Source organism: Actinomyces procaprae (assembly GCF_004798665.1).
GTDB lineage: Bacteria > Actinomycetota > Actinomycetes > Actinomycetales > Actinomycetaceae > Actinomyces > Actinomyces procaprae.
In genome coordinates this window covers 3243080-3258205 of record NZ_CP039292.1, presented here as the reverse complement: position 1 = coordinate 3258205, position 15126 = coordinate 3243080, and the positions used below count along the sequence as shown (strand labels likewise).

The following is a 15126-nucleotide window of genomic DNA, read 5'->3' as shown; positions in this document are numbered from 1 at the left end:
ATGGAGCTGACCCTTCCGGTAGCCCTGCTGGCGGGCCTCGTCTCCTTCGCCTCGCCCTGCTTCCTGCCGATCGTGCCCGCCTTCGTGGGGCAGCTGGTGGGCGCGGACGCGGGGCCGGTGCGCCGCCGCACCGCCCTGGCCAACTCGGTGAGCTTCGTGATCGGCTTCTCCGTGGTGTTCATCGTCCTGTGGGCCTCGCTGGGGCTCCTCGGGCGCTCGCTGGGTCCCTACGCGGTCTACGCGCGCATGGTCGGCGGCGCGGTGCTGGTGCTCATGGGGCTGCATGTGGCGGGCATCTTGACACTGCGGCCCTTCGATGCGCTGGTGCGGGCGTCGGGTCCGGCCGACGCCGCCGGGTCGCCGCTCCGCGCCGCCCTGATGGGAGTCGCCTTCGGGGCGGGCTGGACCCCGTGCATCGGCCCGATCCTCGGCGGGATCCTCGCCCTGGCGACGGCGAGCCCGACGGCGTGGTCCGGCGTCTGCCTCATGGCCGCCTACTGCCTGGGCCTGGGGATCCCGATCGTCGCCGTCGCCGTGGGTTCGGCCCAGGCCACACGGAGGTTCGACTGGTTCCGCCGCCACCACGTGGGAGTCTCGCTCGTGAGCGGGGGCGTCCTCGTGGTTATCGGGCTGCTTATGATCGCCGGACTGCTGGGAAGACTGTCCGCCCTGATCCCCGCCCCGGGGCTGTGAGGAGGTAGCTGAAGTTGAGACAGACCGACACGCGGCCGACCGGGTCGGCCAAGTCGCCCGCCGCGAAGCAGGCGGGCACCACCGGCGAGCCGGGCGGCGCCGGAGCCGTGGACGGCCTCGACGATCAGGTCGCGCTGTCCCCGGGTCAGCTGGCCGGGCAGGTGTACGCCTTCCTCTACAACAAGACCGTCGGCCTGGTGCTGATCCTGCTGGCCGGCCTGCTGGGCCTGCTGGGTGCGATCCTCCCGCAGATGCCCGCCTCCGCCAGGGCGGATGCGCAGGCCACCGAGCAGTGGCTGGAGCAGGTGCGGCCGGTGTTCGGCGGCTGGACCGGCATCCTGCGCACGCTGGGCGCCTTCAACATGTTCACCTCGGTGCCCTTCCTGGTGGTGATGGGCCTGCTGGCCGCCTCGATCCTCGCCTGCACGGCGCACCGGCTGCCGGTGATCTGGCGGGCCGCCCGCCACCCGCGCACCCGGGTGACCGCACGCTTCTTCGACCGGGCCCGGCTGCGCTCCCGCTTCACCGCGCCGGTGAGTGCCGAGGACGCCTTCGAGATCGTGTGCGCCGACGCCCGCAGGCACCACCTGCGCGTGATCGTGGATGAGCGGGGGCCCGGCCGCAACGCCTACCTGGACCGCAACCACTGGGCGCCCTTCGGTACGGTGTTCGCCCACCTCGCCTTCGTGGTGGTCATGGTCGGATTCGTGGTGTCCTCTATGACCGGTTTCCGCGACCAGCAGTTCGCCCTGACCGTCGGCCACCCCAAGGACGTCGGCCACGGCACCGCGCTGACCGTGCAGGCCAACAGCTTCCAGGACACCTACTACGAGGACGGCTCTCCCAAGGATTACGTCGCCGACCTGACCCTGCTGGACGCCGGCCGCCAGGTCGCCTCCCAGCAGGTGCGGGTCAACACCCCGCTGAGTTACCACGGCGTCATGTTCCACCAGTCCTACTTCGGGGTCTCCGCCGTCATGCGGGTGGTCGACGCCTCCGGGGCGGAGGTCCTCCACGACGGCGTCGCCCTGGAGTGGACCACGTCGGACAAGATCTTCAACTACGGCCACACCACCCTGCCGGACGGCACCGTCATGTACGTGGTGGAGGCGGCCTCCGGGCAGGTAGGCACCGGTATCGAGCCCGGCCAGGTGCGCGTCGAGCTGTACCAGGGGGACGCCACCACGCCCAGCGCGCAGGCCGTCCTGGATCAGGGCACGCCCGGCACGGTGGGCGCCTACACCCTCACCTTCGAGCGGGAGCAGCAGTTCACCGGGCTGATTGTGCGCCGCGACCCCGGCGCCCCGATCGTGTGGGTCGGATTCGGCCTGCTGGCGATCGGCACCTGCATGACCATGTTCTTCCGGCACCGGCGCATCTGGGTGCGGGTCACCGAGGGCGACGACGGCGCCCTGGTGCAGCTGGCCTCCCCGGACCGCCGCGACTTCGGGTTCAGCGCATTCTTCACCGACATGGCCGTCCGCCTGAGCGGACGAATGACGCAGCACGCGGAAAGGACCGACGCCGATGCTTGAGTACTCCCAGGCCCTACTGCTGATCACCACCGGCCTGGTGGTGGTCTCCACCATCGCCTACCTGGGCGCCTTCTTCGCCGCCCGCATGTCGCGCGCGGCGGCCGTACCGGCCGGGGGGACGGGCGGCAGCGTCGTCGTCGGCACCGGCGACGGTGAGCGCACCGTGGAGGTGACTGGCGGGGTCCAGCGGGCCCCGATCAAACGCTTCACCGTCACCTGGTGGGCCGCCAAGTCCACCCAGCTGGCCCTGCTGCTGCTGACGGGCTCGCTGATCGCCCGGACCATCGCCACCGGGCACGCCCCCTTCTCCAACCACTACGAGTTCGCCATCTGCTTCGCCTGGGGCATGATGCTGGCACAGGTGGTGTTCGAGTGGCGCTACCGGGTGCGGACCGTGTCGATCATCGTGCTGCCGGTGATCCTGGCGATGCTCATCTACGCCTCCACCCTGTCCTACCAGCCCAGCCCGCTGATGCCGGCGCTGCAGAACTCCCCGCTGCTGACGCTGCACGTGTTCACCGCCTCCCTGGGCTACGGGGCCGCGGTGGTGTCCTTCGCCGCCGCGGTCATGTACCTGCTGGCCCCGCACGTGCGTTGGCGGGGCTGGCCCCGGCAGGAGGTGCTCGACGACCTGGCCTACCGGGCCACCGTGGTCACCTTCCCCATGCTGACCCTGATGCTGATCCTGGGGGCGCTGTGGGGGAACGTCGCCTGGGGCCGCTACTGGGGCTGGGATCCCAAGGAGACGGCGGCGCTGGTCACTTGGCTGATCTACGGCGCCTACCTGCATGCGCGCGTGACCCGCGGCTGGCGGGGCAACCGCGCCGCCTGGCTGCTGATCCTGGGATTCGCCGCCGTGCTGTTCACCTACCTGGGCAACCTGTTCTTCGGAGGACTGCACTCCTATGCGTGACGATTCGAGTGATGAGCTGCTGGAGGAGACCTCCGCCGACGTGAGCGACCTGCCCGATGCCGAGCCCGCGTCCCGGGCCGATGACCCCGAGCTCGCAACCCGGGCCGATGACCCCGACGAGCCCGCCTGGCGCGCCGGCATTCGTGGCTCGCGCTTCGGGCAGGTGGCGGTGCTGATCGTGGCGGCATTCGCCATCGCCATCGCCGCCTGGTGGGCGGTTAAGCCCGACGATGCCGGCCCGGCCCAGGCCGAGATCGCGGTGGTCACCGAGGTGGACGTGGCGGGGGCGGACCGTGCCCCGGTGGTGGGGCAGCGGGCTCCGGGCTTCACCGCCACCGACCTCGACTCCCAGGAGGTGGTGCTGGATGCGGACGCCATGGAGGGGCGGCCGGTGTGGCTGATGTTCGTGGCCACCTGGTGCACGGGCTGCCGCACCGAGATGCCCGACGTGCAGGCGGCCGCCGCCGAGTACGGGGATGACGTGGAGGTGATCGTGGTCTACGTGGGGGAGGACGCCGCCGCGGTGAGCGCCTACTCCGAGCGCGTGGGCAATGACTTCACGCAGGTGCCCGACCGCAGTCAGGCGATCTCCGCCGCCTACGGGATCATGGGCGTGCCCTCGCACTTCTTCATCGGTGCTGACGGTGTGGTGCAGCAGGTGCAGGTGGGGCTGCTCACCCCCGCGCAGATGGACGAGTCGCTGCGCGCCCTCACCGGCGCCTGACCCTACCTCCCCCGCCTCCCCGCCCCGCCTCCCTGCCTCCCCGCCCCTCTCGCTGAGATCGGTAGAAGTTACATACCGAGGTCGGTAGTTGTTACGTACTGAGATCGGTAGTTGTTACGTGCCGAGGTCGGTAGTTGTTACGTACTGAGTTCGGTAGTTGTTACGTGCCGAGGTCGGTTGTGGTGGGCTAGGCACAGCAGGCGCCGTAGGCAGCAGCCACGGCAAGGGGGCGTCTGCGGCGGGAGCGCTTCTGCGGCCGCGGTGGCTTCGACAGCCTGGGATGGTTTTACCCATGCTGTGCTACGGGGCCTGGCACCGGGGCCAGGCAGTCTGCCGGGGATGGAGGAGAGGCGGTGGGCGCCGGGGGTGAGGGCGTACCCCATCGCGACGACGCTTCGTACCCTGGCCCGACGGTTCGTACCTTCCGATGGACGCTTCGTACCGTCCGGTGACGGTTCGTACCCCGGGGTGCCGAACCGTCGCCGGAACTGCCGAAGCGCTGGTGCCAAGTGCCGAACCGTCACGCGAAGTGCCGAAGCGTCAATGGCAGATGCAGCACCCTCACTGGAACCGCCGAGCCAGCCGCCGCTGAAGCACACTAACCGTCGACACGCACACCGAGGGCGCCCGACCATGACTCCTACAGCCCGCTTCCCGCCCTGGAGTCAATCCATCCTGCAGTGTTCGGCACTGCCGGGTTAGCCTTGGCGACGTGACTACAGATGTGATCGCCAACGACTCCCATCGCGCCCGCCTGGCCGAACTGATCCGCGACCTCGCCGTCGTCCGCGGAAAGGTCACCCTTGCCTCCGGGCTCGAGTCCGACTTCTACGTGGACATGCGCCGCGCCACCCTGCACCACGAGGCCGCCCCCCTTATCGGCCACGTCATGCTGGACATGCTTGAGGAGGCCGGCCTGAGCACCGAGGACGTCGACGCCGTCGGCGGGCTCACCATGGGCGCGGACCCGGTGGCCACCGCCATGCTGCACGCCGCCGCCTCCCGCGGACTGGACCTGGATGCCTTCGTGGTGCGCAAGGCCGCCAAGGACCACGGTATGAAGCGCCGCGTGGAGGGCCCCGACGTCGCCGGCCGCAACGTCGTCGTCCTGGAGGACACCTCCACCACCGGCGGCTCGCCGCTCGAGGCCGTCGCCGCGCTGCGCGAGGCCGGCGCCAACGTCCTCGCCGTCGCCGTGATCGTGGACCGCGCCACCGGGGCGCGCGAGCGGATCGAGGCCGCCGGCCTGCCCTACTACGCCGCCCTCGGACTGGCGGACCTGGGACTTGACTGACGCCGTCGACCGCGCCGGTTCCTCCGGGCCGGACGCGCAGCCCGACGGCGGGCACGTGTCCCGCGAGGTCGGGGTCGGGCCCTGGCCCGGGGGCCCGGATGCCTGGCCCGAGGACCCCCACTACGACCGGGCACTGCTGGCCGACGGCGACCGCCGCAACGTCGTCGACCGCTACCGCTACTGGAGCGTGGAGGCGATCCGCGCCGACCTGGCGGCGCGCGCCCATCCGCTGCAGGTGGCCGTGGAGAACATCTCCCAGGACCTGAACATCGGGTCGATCGTGCGCACCGCCAACGCCTTCAACGTCGCCGCCGTGCACATCATCGGGCGCCGCCGCTGGAACAAGCGCGGCGCCATGGTGACCAACCGCTACCTGGACGTGCGTCACCACCCTGTGCCGGACGCGCTGCTGGCCTGGGCCGCCGACGCCGACTACGAGGTGATCGGGATCGACAACGGCCCGCGGGCGGAGCCGCTGGAGAAGGCCGTGCTGCCGGCGCGGTGCCTGATGGTGTTCGGCAGTGAGGGGGAGGGCATCAGCCCCGCACTGCTGGAGCGCTGCTCGCGGGTGCTGCGGATCGGACAGTACGGATCCACCCGCTCCATCAACGTGGCCGCGGCGGCCGCCGTCGCCATGCACGCCTGGGTGGTGCAGCACGCCGGGCCCGCACCCGACTGAGTCGGGAACGGGCCCGGGGAGGACGGCGGGACGGGCCGCGTCGTTTGCCGCGATCACGACGCCGCCGCGCGAGTGCCGGGGCGCCGCCGCGCTTAGGCGTTGTCGGCCTCGATGACCGGGTGGTTGGCGGGGGCGTGGGTGACCTCGATCTTGCGGGGCCTGGCCTCCTCAGCCACCGGGATCGTGAGCGTGAGCACGCCGTCGGTGTACTGGGCGGAGATGCGGTCCAGCGCCAGCCCGTAGCCGAGCGTCAGCTGCCGGGCGAAGGTGCCGGTGGGGCGCTCGTGGGCCAGCCACTGCACGTCCGCGCCCTCCGTGGCCGGGCGCTCGGCCCGTACGGTCAGGGTGCGTTCCTCGACGTCGACGTCGATCGTCGCGGGGTCCACGCCGGGCAGGTCGATGCGGGCCACGAAGGTCTCGCCCTCCCGGTACAGGTCCAGGGGCATGCCCACGGACGCGGGGGTGCGCACCATACCGCCGGTGAGCCAGCGGTCCAGGTCGCGGAACGGGTCGAAGGATGATGTTGCCATGTCAACCACCTCCAGTTGTTACGGCCTCGGAGTCTCCGAGAGTCGAGCGGTGGGCGTCTTCGCGTCCGATCGCTGCGGCTCCATTGTCGCACCCGGGTTGGCGGAGTGATCCGGGTCATCGCCGACGGTGAAACGGCCCCTCGTGGCCAAACGGGACCATGATCCGGTTCACGCGCGCCCGAATCCGTGACAGAATCAGCACCGCACCACTGACTATTCACTTTCTTCAGGAGGCACCCAGTGGCCATTGCAACCCCGGAGTCCTACGCCGACATGCTTGACCGCGCCAAGGCCGGCAAGTACGCCATCCCCGCGATCAACGTCACTTCCTCGCAGACCCTGTCTGCGGCGCTCAAGGGTTTCGCCGACGCCGAGTCCGACGGAATCGTCCAGATCTCCAACGGCGGTGCCGCCTACTGGTCCGGCTCCTCCCGCCTCGACCGGGTGAAGGGCTCGATCGCCTTCGCGGCCTACGCCCGCGCCGTCGGCGACCTCTACCCCGGCGTGATCGGTCTGCACACCGACCACTGCCCCAAGAAGATGCTCGAGCCCTGGATCCTCCCGCTGCTGGAGATCGAGGCGGAGCAGGTCAAGCGCGGTGAGCTGCCGATGTTCAACTCCCACATGTGGGACGGCTCGGCCGAGTCCCTGGACGACAACATTGAGATCGCCGTGGACATGCTCGCCCGTGCCAAGGCCGCCAACACGGTCCTGGAGATCGAGATCGGCGCCGTCGGCGGCGAGGAGGACGGCATCTCCGGTGATGAGAACGCCAACCTCTACACCACGGCCGACGACGCCTGGCGCGCCATCGAGGCCCTCGGCCTGGGTGAGAACGGCCGCTACATCACCGCCCTGACCTTCGGCAACGTGCACGGCTCCTACAAGCCCGGCCACGTCAAGCTGCGTCCGGAGATCCTGGGTGACATCCAGAAGGACGTCGCCGCCCGCCTGGGCGACCGCCTGTCCACCAAGGTAGGCGTGAAGGACTCCCCGTTCGACCTGGTCATGCACGGCGGCTCCGGCTCCACCGACGAGGAGATCGCCACCGCGGTGCGCAACGGCGTCATCAAGATGAACGTCGACACCGACACCCAGTACGCCTTCACCCGCCCGGTCGTGGACCACATGTTCAAGAACTACGACGGCGTCCTCAAGATCGACGGCGAGGTCGGCAACAAGAAGACCTACGACCCGCGCGCCTGGGGCAAGGCCGCCGAGGAGGGCATGGCCGCCCGCGTCGTCGAGGCCTGCGAGCGCCTCGGCTCCGTCGGCTCCGCCAAGCGCTGATCGGCCCGACGACGGCGCGCCCGCCCGGCGAGCTCGCGGGCAGCGGGCGCGGCGTAGTCCGGCTTCGGCCGGGTGCGGCACGGCGGGGGAGGAACTGCACATGGTGCGGTAACGCTCCTCGGCGCGGCCTGAACGCGCTGCGAATACTGGCTGTGGCCCCGGCACCCATGCGGTGTCGGGGCCACAACCGTGTTTGGTGGGGATCGTTCCGCCCGGTCTGGTGTCGCAGCGACACAGTGCCTGAACCAGCCCGGCTGGCTGCCCGCCGCGGTAGTGCTAGAGGTGGTGGCTCTGGCTCAAATGGGGCGGCGGCGGCCGGCGAGCGCAGCGGCAGGACTGCTTGGTCTCGGTGTGCCGATCCTCCAAGACTTGGCAGCGGGTCCCGCCTCCTCCCAGCTAGAGCCGAGTGCCTCGGACTGGAGCGCTGTCGATATCGCCTTGCGAGTGGTGCTGCTGGCGCTGGTGATCGCGCCGGGCGTCGCGGCGACGATGGCGGGGCGCAGGGGTATGCGTGCTCAACCTGTTGCCGTATCCGTGGGGGTAGGAGCATCCCTGTTCTTGATGTTGTTCGCGGTGATCGAGCTTGGGTGAGCGTGGCTGAGCCTGGCGTGGTTCACCTTCTGGGAAGTGATGTATCCAGAAGGGGGGCGAGTATTGGAGATCGGGCCGTGGCTGGCCCCAAAGATCATCGATGCTGATCTTGTTCACGGACTGCCCTTCCTCGGGGTTGGAGGCGTGGTACTGGTGGCGGCGTGTGTTTTCGGGCTGCTGGCCGTGCTCGCATGGAGCACTCGGATGTGGAGAGCATTCATAGCAGGGGTGATCGGCGGGTCGGTCGTGCTGTTGGTTCATCACCTGGCGGTTTGGGTGGTGTATGCCGATCTCTTGCCCGGCCGGCGCTTGCCGTGGATGGGGTTGACTGTCTTGGGCTCGGGGATTCTGCTGGCAATGGCCCTGGCCGCAGTAGCGCCTGCGGCGCGGCAGTGGTTCGCGGCCCCGCCGTACTTCGCCGGTAGGACTGCTGACAGGCCACCGATCCGCCCCGGGGCTCGTGCCTGAGTAGGAGACTCCACTGGGAAGTCTCCTACTGCGGTGCCTTGGGCATCTGACACATGTGCGCGAGCATGACCGAGTTGTAATAGCAGCGCGGCTCCGGTCCGATCCGGCTGCCAACATGCTTGATGGAGGTCTGATGTCTCGTCGTCGTGCCACGGTAATGGTCGCCGTCGCGGTCTTGATCGCAGTGGCCTGTGGACTGGGATTGCGTTACCTGCTGCTTTAATCCAGATCGGTGCGAGGAGCGAGCGGGGCGCTGCACCGGCGGAGGCCGTAGTCGCTGTGAAATAGCGCTTGCTGGCAACGGGGTGTGCCGGGAGTGGCCAGAACCTTCTCCCTGAGGCCCTGCTGTCCGGGTGATGGGCACCGACATTCGTCGATGGCGTCGGCGCGGCTCACCGGGGACAATGACCTCGGACAACGCTCGATGGCGAGATGAATGGAGCACACGATGATGAGGCGGGCTACGGCCGTGATGCTGCTGGTGGCGGCGCTGGTGGGCGGTGCGGTACCACAGGTGACGGCAGAGCCGGTGGCGGCGGATGCGTCTTCAGTGCTGGCGGTATATTCCCCGGAGAACGAACCCGACGGCGGACGCGATGTGATATGCGTGTTATTCCCTGGTTGCTGTGTGCATCGACGTTGATACGTAGGGATCCGGACGAACGTCCGGTGGGCGTTCCTGGGATGGCGCGGGGGAAGAAGATCACCTACGCGGTTCTTGGCGTGTGTTTCCTAATGTTTGATGCGAATGCTTGGACCGGGAGCCAGCCGGAGGCGCTCGTAGTGATGTTGACGCTCCTGATGGTATCGGGTGCTGCGCTGTTGGGCTGGTTTCCGCGGCTTGCCGGAGTACTGGTAGTCATTTGTAGTGTGGTGGACGAATTGCTGTCCGCTGGTGTGCTAGTCTCCTCGATCGCGTTACATTTGGTGGTAGTGGATTGGTTGTCCCGGCGCTGGGACGCTGCCGCAGCAGTCGCCGTCATAGCGCACACACTGGTTGGTGCTGCTTCTGCTGAGGACCCCATGTGGTTCTTACAAGCGCAGGCCTTGCTGATGTCGATTGCCGTGATTGTCGGCATGGCGCTGCGGCAGTACGAACACAGGCTCGTTGAGCTGGCGGAGCGGGAGGCGCGGCTGCGCTTGGAGCTTGAGAACGAGGAGCTGCGGGTCCGCTCCGAAATCGCGCTGACACTACACGATTCGATCGCAACGGACCTGGCCCAGGTCGTGGTGGCGGGGCAGAGTCTTGCCCGGGATCTGCCCGCCGGCTCCGAGGAGGACCGTGCGCGTGCCCTTGTGGACGCCGGGCAGCAGGCCATGACGCATCTGCGCGGTCTCATGGACGGGTTGCGTACACCGGATTCTGTGACGGAACGTAAGAACATCGATTTGCGCGCCGCGGTCTCCGAGTGCCGCCGGATGTTGGAATCAAGAGGGGTCCGGTTCGAGGCCGGCTCGTCGGTGTCATGGGACGTGCTGCTGCGCGACCTTGATCCTCCGTCGCAGACCCTGCTTGTACTGGCGTTGCGTGAGGGTGCCGTCAACGCCCTCAAGTACGCGCCGGACGGATCTACGGTAGTGGTAGAAATCGAGCAGACTGGTGATCATATCAACCTCGAGGTTTCCTCGGCCAGGCAGACCGGCGGCGGGCAGTCGGCCACAATAGAAGAGATGCGCAGGCAGGGCATGAGCGGCAGTACCGGCCTCAGCGGTTTGGCCATGCGTGCGGCGCGCCTGGGCGGCAAGGTGGTATACGGCCCCGCGGGCGATCGTTGGCTGCTCGGAGCGAGCGTACCGGTGCGCCTGGGTGCAGAGCCGGATGGCGGAGCCGATGTCCGTGTGGGAGTGGAGTCTGCCGGTGACACGGGGGGAGACTGACGACATGACCGCCTCATCCAATGCCGCTTTGCCGTCGGGAGGCCCGCCCCTGCGGGTACTACTCGCCGAGGACAACTCCCTCGTGCGTGAGGGATACGCGGCCATGCTCTCCGATCAACCGGGGATCGAACTCGTAGCGGCCGTCGAGGACGGATTCGCCGCACTGCGCGAGCTCGACCTGCACCGGGTGGACGTGGCGCTGGTGGATGTGGAGATGCCGAGGATGGACGGCATTGAGGCGGCTCGGGCGATTGCCACGCGTCATCCCGGAGTCGTCGTGGTCATGCTGACCGCTTTTGAGGACAAGGCCCGCCTGGCAGAGGCCCTGGGCGCGGGCGCGCAGGGATTCCTCACCAAGGACATGGACATCGAGCAGATCATCGCCGCTGTGCGCGATGCTGTGGCGGGCAAGACGGTTCTCGGGCCGGAGCCGTTGGAAGTCGCGGCGCAGAGCCTCCGGCAGCGGGCCGCCGAGCGGGAGGCCAACGCTGAGTTCCTCGACCGCGCCGAAGCGCTCTCTCCCCGCTATGCCGAGGTGCTCAACTTGGTGGCTCGGGGACTGACCAACCGGCAGGTGGCGGCGCGGACTGGGCACACGGAGGCGACCGTACGTACCTACCTCTCGGAGATCCTCCAAACCTTGAACTGCTCCTCTCGAACCGAACTCGCGGTCAAGGCCAACCGCCTCGGGCTGGTGGCGGGTGATTCGGCGTGATGGCATCGGCCGAGTTGGCAATGGGCCACCTGCAGTGCGCATGTCGACGTTCCACACTTGCTAGGTGCGGCCAGATCGCTAACATTCGTCGATGTTAGCGACAGGGTGCTTGCGTGGAAACTTGATTGAGCGGCGAAGGGCCTCTAGATAAGAGAGGAGATTGAAGTGACTAGAGTATCAGTCATCAGGAAGATTCTGCGGTTGACACTGATTGCGGCATTGCTGATTCCTTCGGTCGGTGCCGTGACGACGACGTCTGCGTTCGCTGGTACCAGCGCGAGTACGCACGGTTGCTATGTGCAATGGTGGAACACGGCTTGGGCCGGGAAGTGCAATCCGGCCGAGTACTCGGGACGGTACCGCGTGCATGTCGCACGAGCCAACCAGTCGGACTACACGGGGGCTTGGCGCCCGATCACGAAGGGCGCGATAACTACGTTTGACACGGGGCAAGCGTGGAGACGTGTTCAGGACAGCGGCAACTGGGTGGAGTACCGCGGATGACATCCTCATCAGCCGAGTCCTCTCAGTCCGTCGTCGCCTTGGCGCACGTATCGCGAGAGTTCGGCCGGCTGCAAGTACTCGCCCCGCTCGATCTGGAGATCGGCGCGGGGCGAGTACTCGGACTGCTCGGCCCCAACGGCGCCGGCAAGACCACGCTCATGTCGATCATGGCCTGTGAACTGGCGCCAAGTACGGGGACTGTGACGGTCAACGGAATCCCGGTCACTGACACTTCCGCCGCCCGCCGGGCCCGGCGTCGGCTCGCGCTCATGCCCCAGCGCCCGGCGTCGGTCCCGGGATTCAGCGCCCTTGACACCGTCGAGTACGCGGCGTGGACCAAGGGCCTGCCCGCGCGCGGACGGCGAGAGGCCTGCATGGAGGCGCTCGACCGGGTGGGCCTGACCGGTCAGGCCAAGCGGCCGCTGCGCACACTGTCCGGCGGCATGGTCCAGCGTGTCCACCTGGCCGCCGCACTCGTCAGCTGCCCGGCTCTGCTGCTCCTCGACGAGCCGACCGTGGGCCTGGACCCTGCCCAGCGCATCGCCTTCCGCGGCCTGGTCGAGGAACTGCAAGACACTGCCACCGTGCTGGCCACCCACTTGGTCGAGGACGTGCGTGCACTCAGCGACGAGATAATAGTGCTTGACGCCGGGCGGGTCCGCTTCCGCGGCACCACCACGCAGTTGGAGGCGAGAGCGACCTCTGAGGTTCCCGGTGACAACCAGCTTGAGCGCGGCTACATGAGTGTGCTCAGCCAGGAGCAGCCATGAGCGGCGTGCTGCGCATAGAACTGCGCTGCTCCCTGCTGGTACGTGTGGCGCCCCTGGCCGCAGTGGGACTGGTGGCGCTGATGCTCAGCGATCGTCACCAGTGGCAGGGTGTGTGGCCTGAGGCATCGGCGGCCATCACCGCCCCGCTGTACTACCTCGGTCCCGCCCTGGCCGGGGCGGCAGCCTGGGAGGTGCGGCGTCGCTGCGGGGAACGTGAGTCCCGAAACGGCGGTGAGCCCTGGGCCGGACCGCTGCTGGCCGCCTACCTGCTGGCGGGTGCGGGAGTGGTTGCGGTTGGGGCCGCGTGCGCCGTGGTGGTTAACCTGTCCGCATTCGTCCCGGCGGGCTTCCTATGGCCCTCGTACCTCATCATCGCCCTGGCCGTGGTAAGCGAATGTTTGGCTGCTGGCGTCCTATTGGGCCGACTTGGCGGCCCGGCCTGGTTCGCGCCCGTGGTCGCCGTCCTGGCCTGCTTCCTCAGGCTCATCACCACCCAGGGGACGGGCGTGGGCACGCCAGAGAGTCGGCTGACCCGAGTGTTCCTCTCCGGCCACGCCTGGGTGGAACTGGCACCCGTAGGAGTCACGCTGGCCGTCGTCGAGGCTGCGATTGTGGTTGCTGCCGCCCTGGCGCTGCCGAACCTGCTCGCCGCCCTGCGAGCCCGCCGCGAGCACGCCGCCTTCCCCTGGCCCCGGCGAACCCGAGCGGCAGTCACCGCGGGCTGTGCGGTATGCGTGCTCGGGACCGGCCTCGTGTTGACCGGTCCGCCGCTGATGGTCGAGCGCGCTATTCCCGAGCATCCCGTGTGCACCACCGACACGAAGCTGCAGCTGTGCGTGTGGCCCGAGGACGCTGCCCGCCTGCCCGCGCTGGCCACGCTTGCCCAACGCGCCAGCGCCCAGGCGGAGGTGCTCGGCCTGGAGCTCCCCGACCACGTAAGTGCCTATGGGCTGGAGCCGGGGGCCTCAAACTTCACCATTGAGTCCGACTCCGTCTGGTTCGCTGCGAACGACCTCGCAGGCTTGATCGTTGGTTCCGTGGTGCCGGTCGACTGCCTGCCGACGGACGCGGATCCTGGCGTCGAAGACTTCTATCGGGCCTATGGCGAACTCCAGGGGCTGATCGAACTGCACCTGCAAGGCGCCGACACCCGCCCCGCCGGCATGGGGGACACCAGAGACATCGACCGCGCGGAGATCGCTCGCGTGGCCAAGTCCGATCAAGCCACGCAGAACGCCTGGATCCAAGCGCGCCTTGACACCATGCGTGACATTGCCGCGGAGCAGTGTCGGTGAGACTCTACGTGCGCTCCCGTCGACTACTCGCAGCGGGTGCGGTGATGGCGGTGCTCGCAGTCATCAGTGCGGTGATCGGCACCAACATGTTCACGCTCGTCTCCCGCGGCGACCCCGTGGCCGTGCCCTACCTGTTGGTGCTCGATGCCTTCATCGCGGTGCTGGCGGTCGGCAGTCTGGCCTCCCCGGTCCCGGCCATGGACCGCGGGGATGTCGGCATTCTCGCCCGGGCCCGTTGGCTGCATCTGGCTGGCATGGGAGTGCTGGGACTGGTACTTGTGGCGGCGGCATCCCTGCCCCGCTCGGGCATGTGCGCACTTGAGGCGGGACGCGCCTACCTGGCCTGGTTCGGCCTGGCACTGCTGGTCGCTGGCGCGCTGCGCGAGTCCCTGGCCGCGATCGGGCCCTTGGCGGGCTTCTTTGTCATCGCCTGGTTCGGGCATCCGGCGGGCGCGCCTACGTCGTGGAACTGGGGGCAGGCGCCGGTCACCGAGGCGGGCTCCTGGGCGGTTGCCGTCGCTCTGTTGACGGCGGGACTGTTCGCCTGCGCCCGGCGCTGGCGCGGTGGCCTTGGTCTGCCGCGCCCATGATGCAGGAACACGTGCTTCACCTCTGGTCCGAGCTTTTGTGCCCTGATCCGATGGGTGTGCCCGCACACCAGGGTGCAAAAGCTCGTAGTAGGACGCAAAGTGTCGGGGTGCATCCGATGGTGGTGGAAACGCCCGCGTGTGGCGGTGAGTTGCCGGGTACACTGTGATGAGTTCGGACTAAGGAGAGCCCCCATGAGCGTCACCGGCGAGAGCACGCAGCGCCGTCGGCCTGCGCCGGGGCGGGTGGTGGCGCAGTTCTTCTGGTCGCTGTTGGTCGCGCGGGTGCTTCTGGGACTGGAAAACGGCAACCTGCTGTCTATCGAGGCTTGGCTGACCCCGCGTGTCTGGCTTTACCCGCTCTTCTTCGGTGTCATGGGCGTGTACTCCTACCTGTACTGGATGCGCCACCGCGACGACTGAGTGCCACGGCCTCTCGGGAGTAGGGGTGACAGCGGGGTGCCTGCGCCCGGCGCTGGCGCGGTGACCTTGGCCTGCCACGCCCATGATGCAGGAACACGTGCTTCACCTCTGGTACGAGCTTTTGTGTCCTGATTCGATGGGTGTGCCCGCACACCAGGGTGCAAAAGCTCGTAGTAGGACGCAAAGTGTCGAAACCGGCGCGGCGAGCCCTGCGCCGCCCAGGCGGCCTCGACGTCG

Annotated in this window: 14 protein-coding genes; 13 read left to right on the top strand and 1 reads right to left on the bottom strand. The window is 68.4% G+C overall.

Annotated features, from left to right (window positions below; all coding sequences use genetic code 11):
• From E4J16_RS13330 to E4J16_RS13305, 6 genes are all read left to right on the top strand, one after another.
• Positions 1-693 carry a cytochrome c biogenesis CcdA family protein gene (locus E4J16_RS13330; protein ID WP_136191845.1) on the top strand — a complete coding sequence of 231 codons (693 nt, stop codon included), beginning with the start codon at positions 1-3 and terminating at the stop codon, positions 691-693.
• A gap of 14 nt (positions 694-707) precedes the next feature.
• On the top strand, positions 708-2228 hold the full coding sequence (locus E4J16_RS13325) for a cytochrome c biogenesis ResB family protein (RefSeq protein ID WP_136314274.1): 1521 nt from the start codon (positions 708-710) through the stop codon (positions 2226-2228).
• Entirely contained in the window at positions 2221-3141 is a 921-nt protein-coding gene (gene ccsB, locus E4J16_RS13320) for a c-type cytochrome biogenesis protein CcsB (RefSeq protein WP_136191843.1), read from the top strand. Before E4J16_RS13325 ends, ccsB begins: the two co-directional genes overlap by 8 nt.
• Positions 3134-3865, top strand: a complete 732-nt coding sequence (locus tag E4J16_RS13315) for a TlpA family protein disulfide reductase (protein ID WP_136314273.1) — start codon at positions 3134-3136, stop codon at positions 3863-3865. Before ccsB ends, E4J16_RS13315 begins: the two co-directional genes overlap by 8 nt.
• A 724-nt stretch (positions 3866-4589) precedes the next feature.
• Positions 4590-5159, top strand: coding sequence for an orotate phosphoribosyltransferase (gene pyrE / locus E4J16_RS13310; RefSeq protein ID WP_170866503.1), 570 nt, complete (start codon positions 4590-4592; stop codon positions 5157-5159).
• Between the two features lie 55 nt (positions 5160-5214).
• Complete coding sequence (locus E4J16_RS13305) at positions 5215-5838, top strand: TrmH family RNA methyltransferase (protein ID WP_240038478.1); 624 nt, start codon at positions 5215-5217, stop codon at positions 5836-5838.
• A 92-nt stretch (positions 5839-5930) separates the two neighbouring features.
• Here the strand turns inward: E4J16_RS13305 and E4J16_RS13300 are convergent, their stop codons facing one another.
• Entirely contained in the window at positions 5931-6368 is a 438-nt protein-coding gene (locus E4J16_RS13300) for an Hsp20/alpha crystallin family protein (RefSeq protein WP_136191841.1), read from the bottom strand.
• Between the two features lie 240 nt (positions 6369-6608).
• On the opposite strand from E4J16_RS13300, the gene fbaA reads away from it, so the two are divergent.
• The 7 genes from fbaA to E4J16_RS13265 all read left to right on the top strand — a co-directional run bounded on the left by fbaA (position 6609) and on the right by E4J16_RS13265 (position 14889).
• Positions 6609-7658 carry a class II fructose-bisphosphate aldolase gene (gene fbaA, locus E4J16_RS13295; RefSeq protein ID WP_136191840.1) on the top strand — a complete coding sequence of 350 codons (1050 nt, stop codon included), beginning with the start codon at positions 6609-6611 and terminating at the stop codon, positions 7656-7658.
• 1842 nt (positions 7659-9500) lie between these two features.
• The gene (locus E4J16_RS13290) at positions 9501-10595 is read left to right on the top strand and encodes a sensor histidine kinase (protein ID WP_136314271.1); all 1095 of its coding nucleotides are present in this window, start codon (positions 9501-9503) and stop codon (positions 10593-10595) included.
• A gap of 4 nt (positions 10596-10599) precedes the next feature.
• A complete protein-coding gene (locus tag E4J16_RS13285) occupies positions 10600-11310 on the top strand; it encodes a response regulator transcription factor (RefSeq protein WP_168709518.1) in 711 nt (236 codons plus the stop codon).
• 500 nt (positions 11311-11810) lie between these two features.
• Complete coding sequence (locus E4J16_RS13280) at positions 11811-12584, top strand: ABC transporter ATP-binding protein (protein ID WP_136314269.1); 774 nt, start codon at positions 11811-11813, stop codon at positions 12582-12584.
• A complete protein-coding gene (locus E4J16_RS13275) occupies positions 12581-13879 on the top strand; it encodes a DUF7224 domain-containing protein (RefSeq protein WP_136314268.1) in 1299 nt (432 codons plus the stop codon). The genes E4J16_RS13280 and E4J16_RS13275 overlap by 4 nt, the downstream gene beginning before the upstream one ends.
• A complete protein-coding gene (locus tag E4J16_RS13270; protein ID WP_136314267.1) occupies positions 13876-14469 on the top strand; it encodes a hypothetical protein in 594 nt (197 codons plus the stop codon). Before E4J16_RS13275 ends, E4J16_RS13270 begins: the two co-directional genes overlap by 4 nt.
• Before the next feature lie 192 nt (positions 14470-14661).
• Positions 14662-14889 (top strand): hypothetical protein, encoded by a 228-nt coding sequence (locus E4J16_RS13265; RefSeq protein WP_136314266.1) that lies wholly within the window; start codon positions 14662-14664, stop codon positions 14887-14889.
• Positions 14890-15126: the final 237 nt, after the last annotated feature.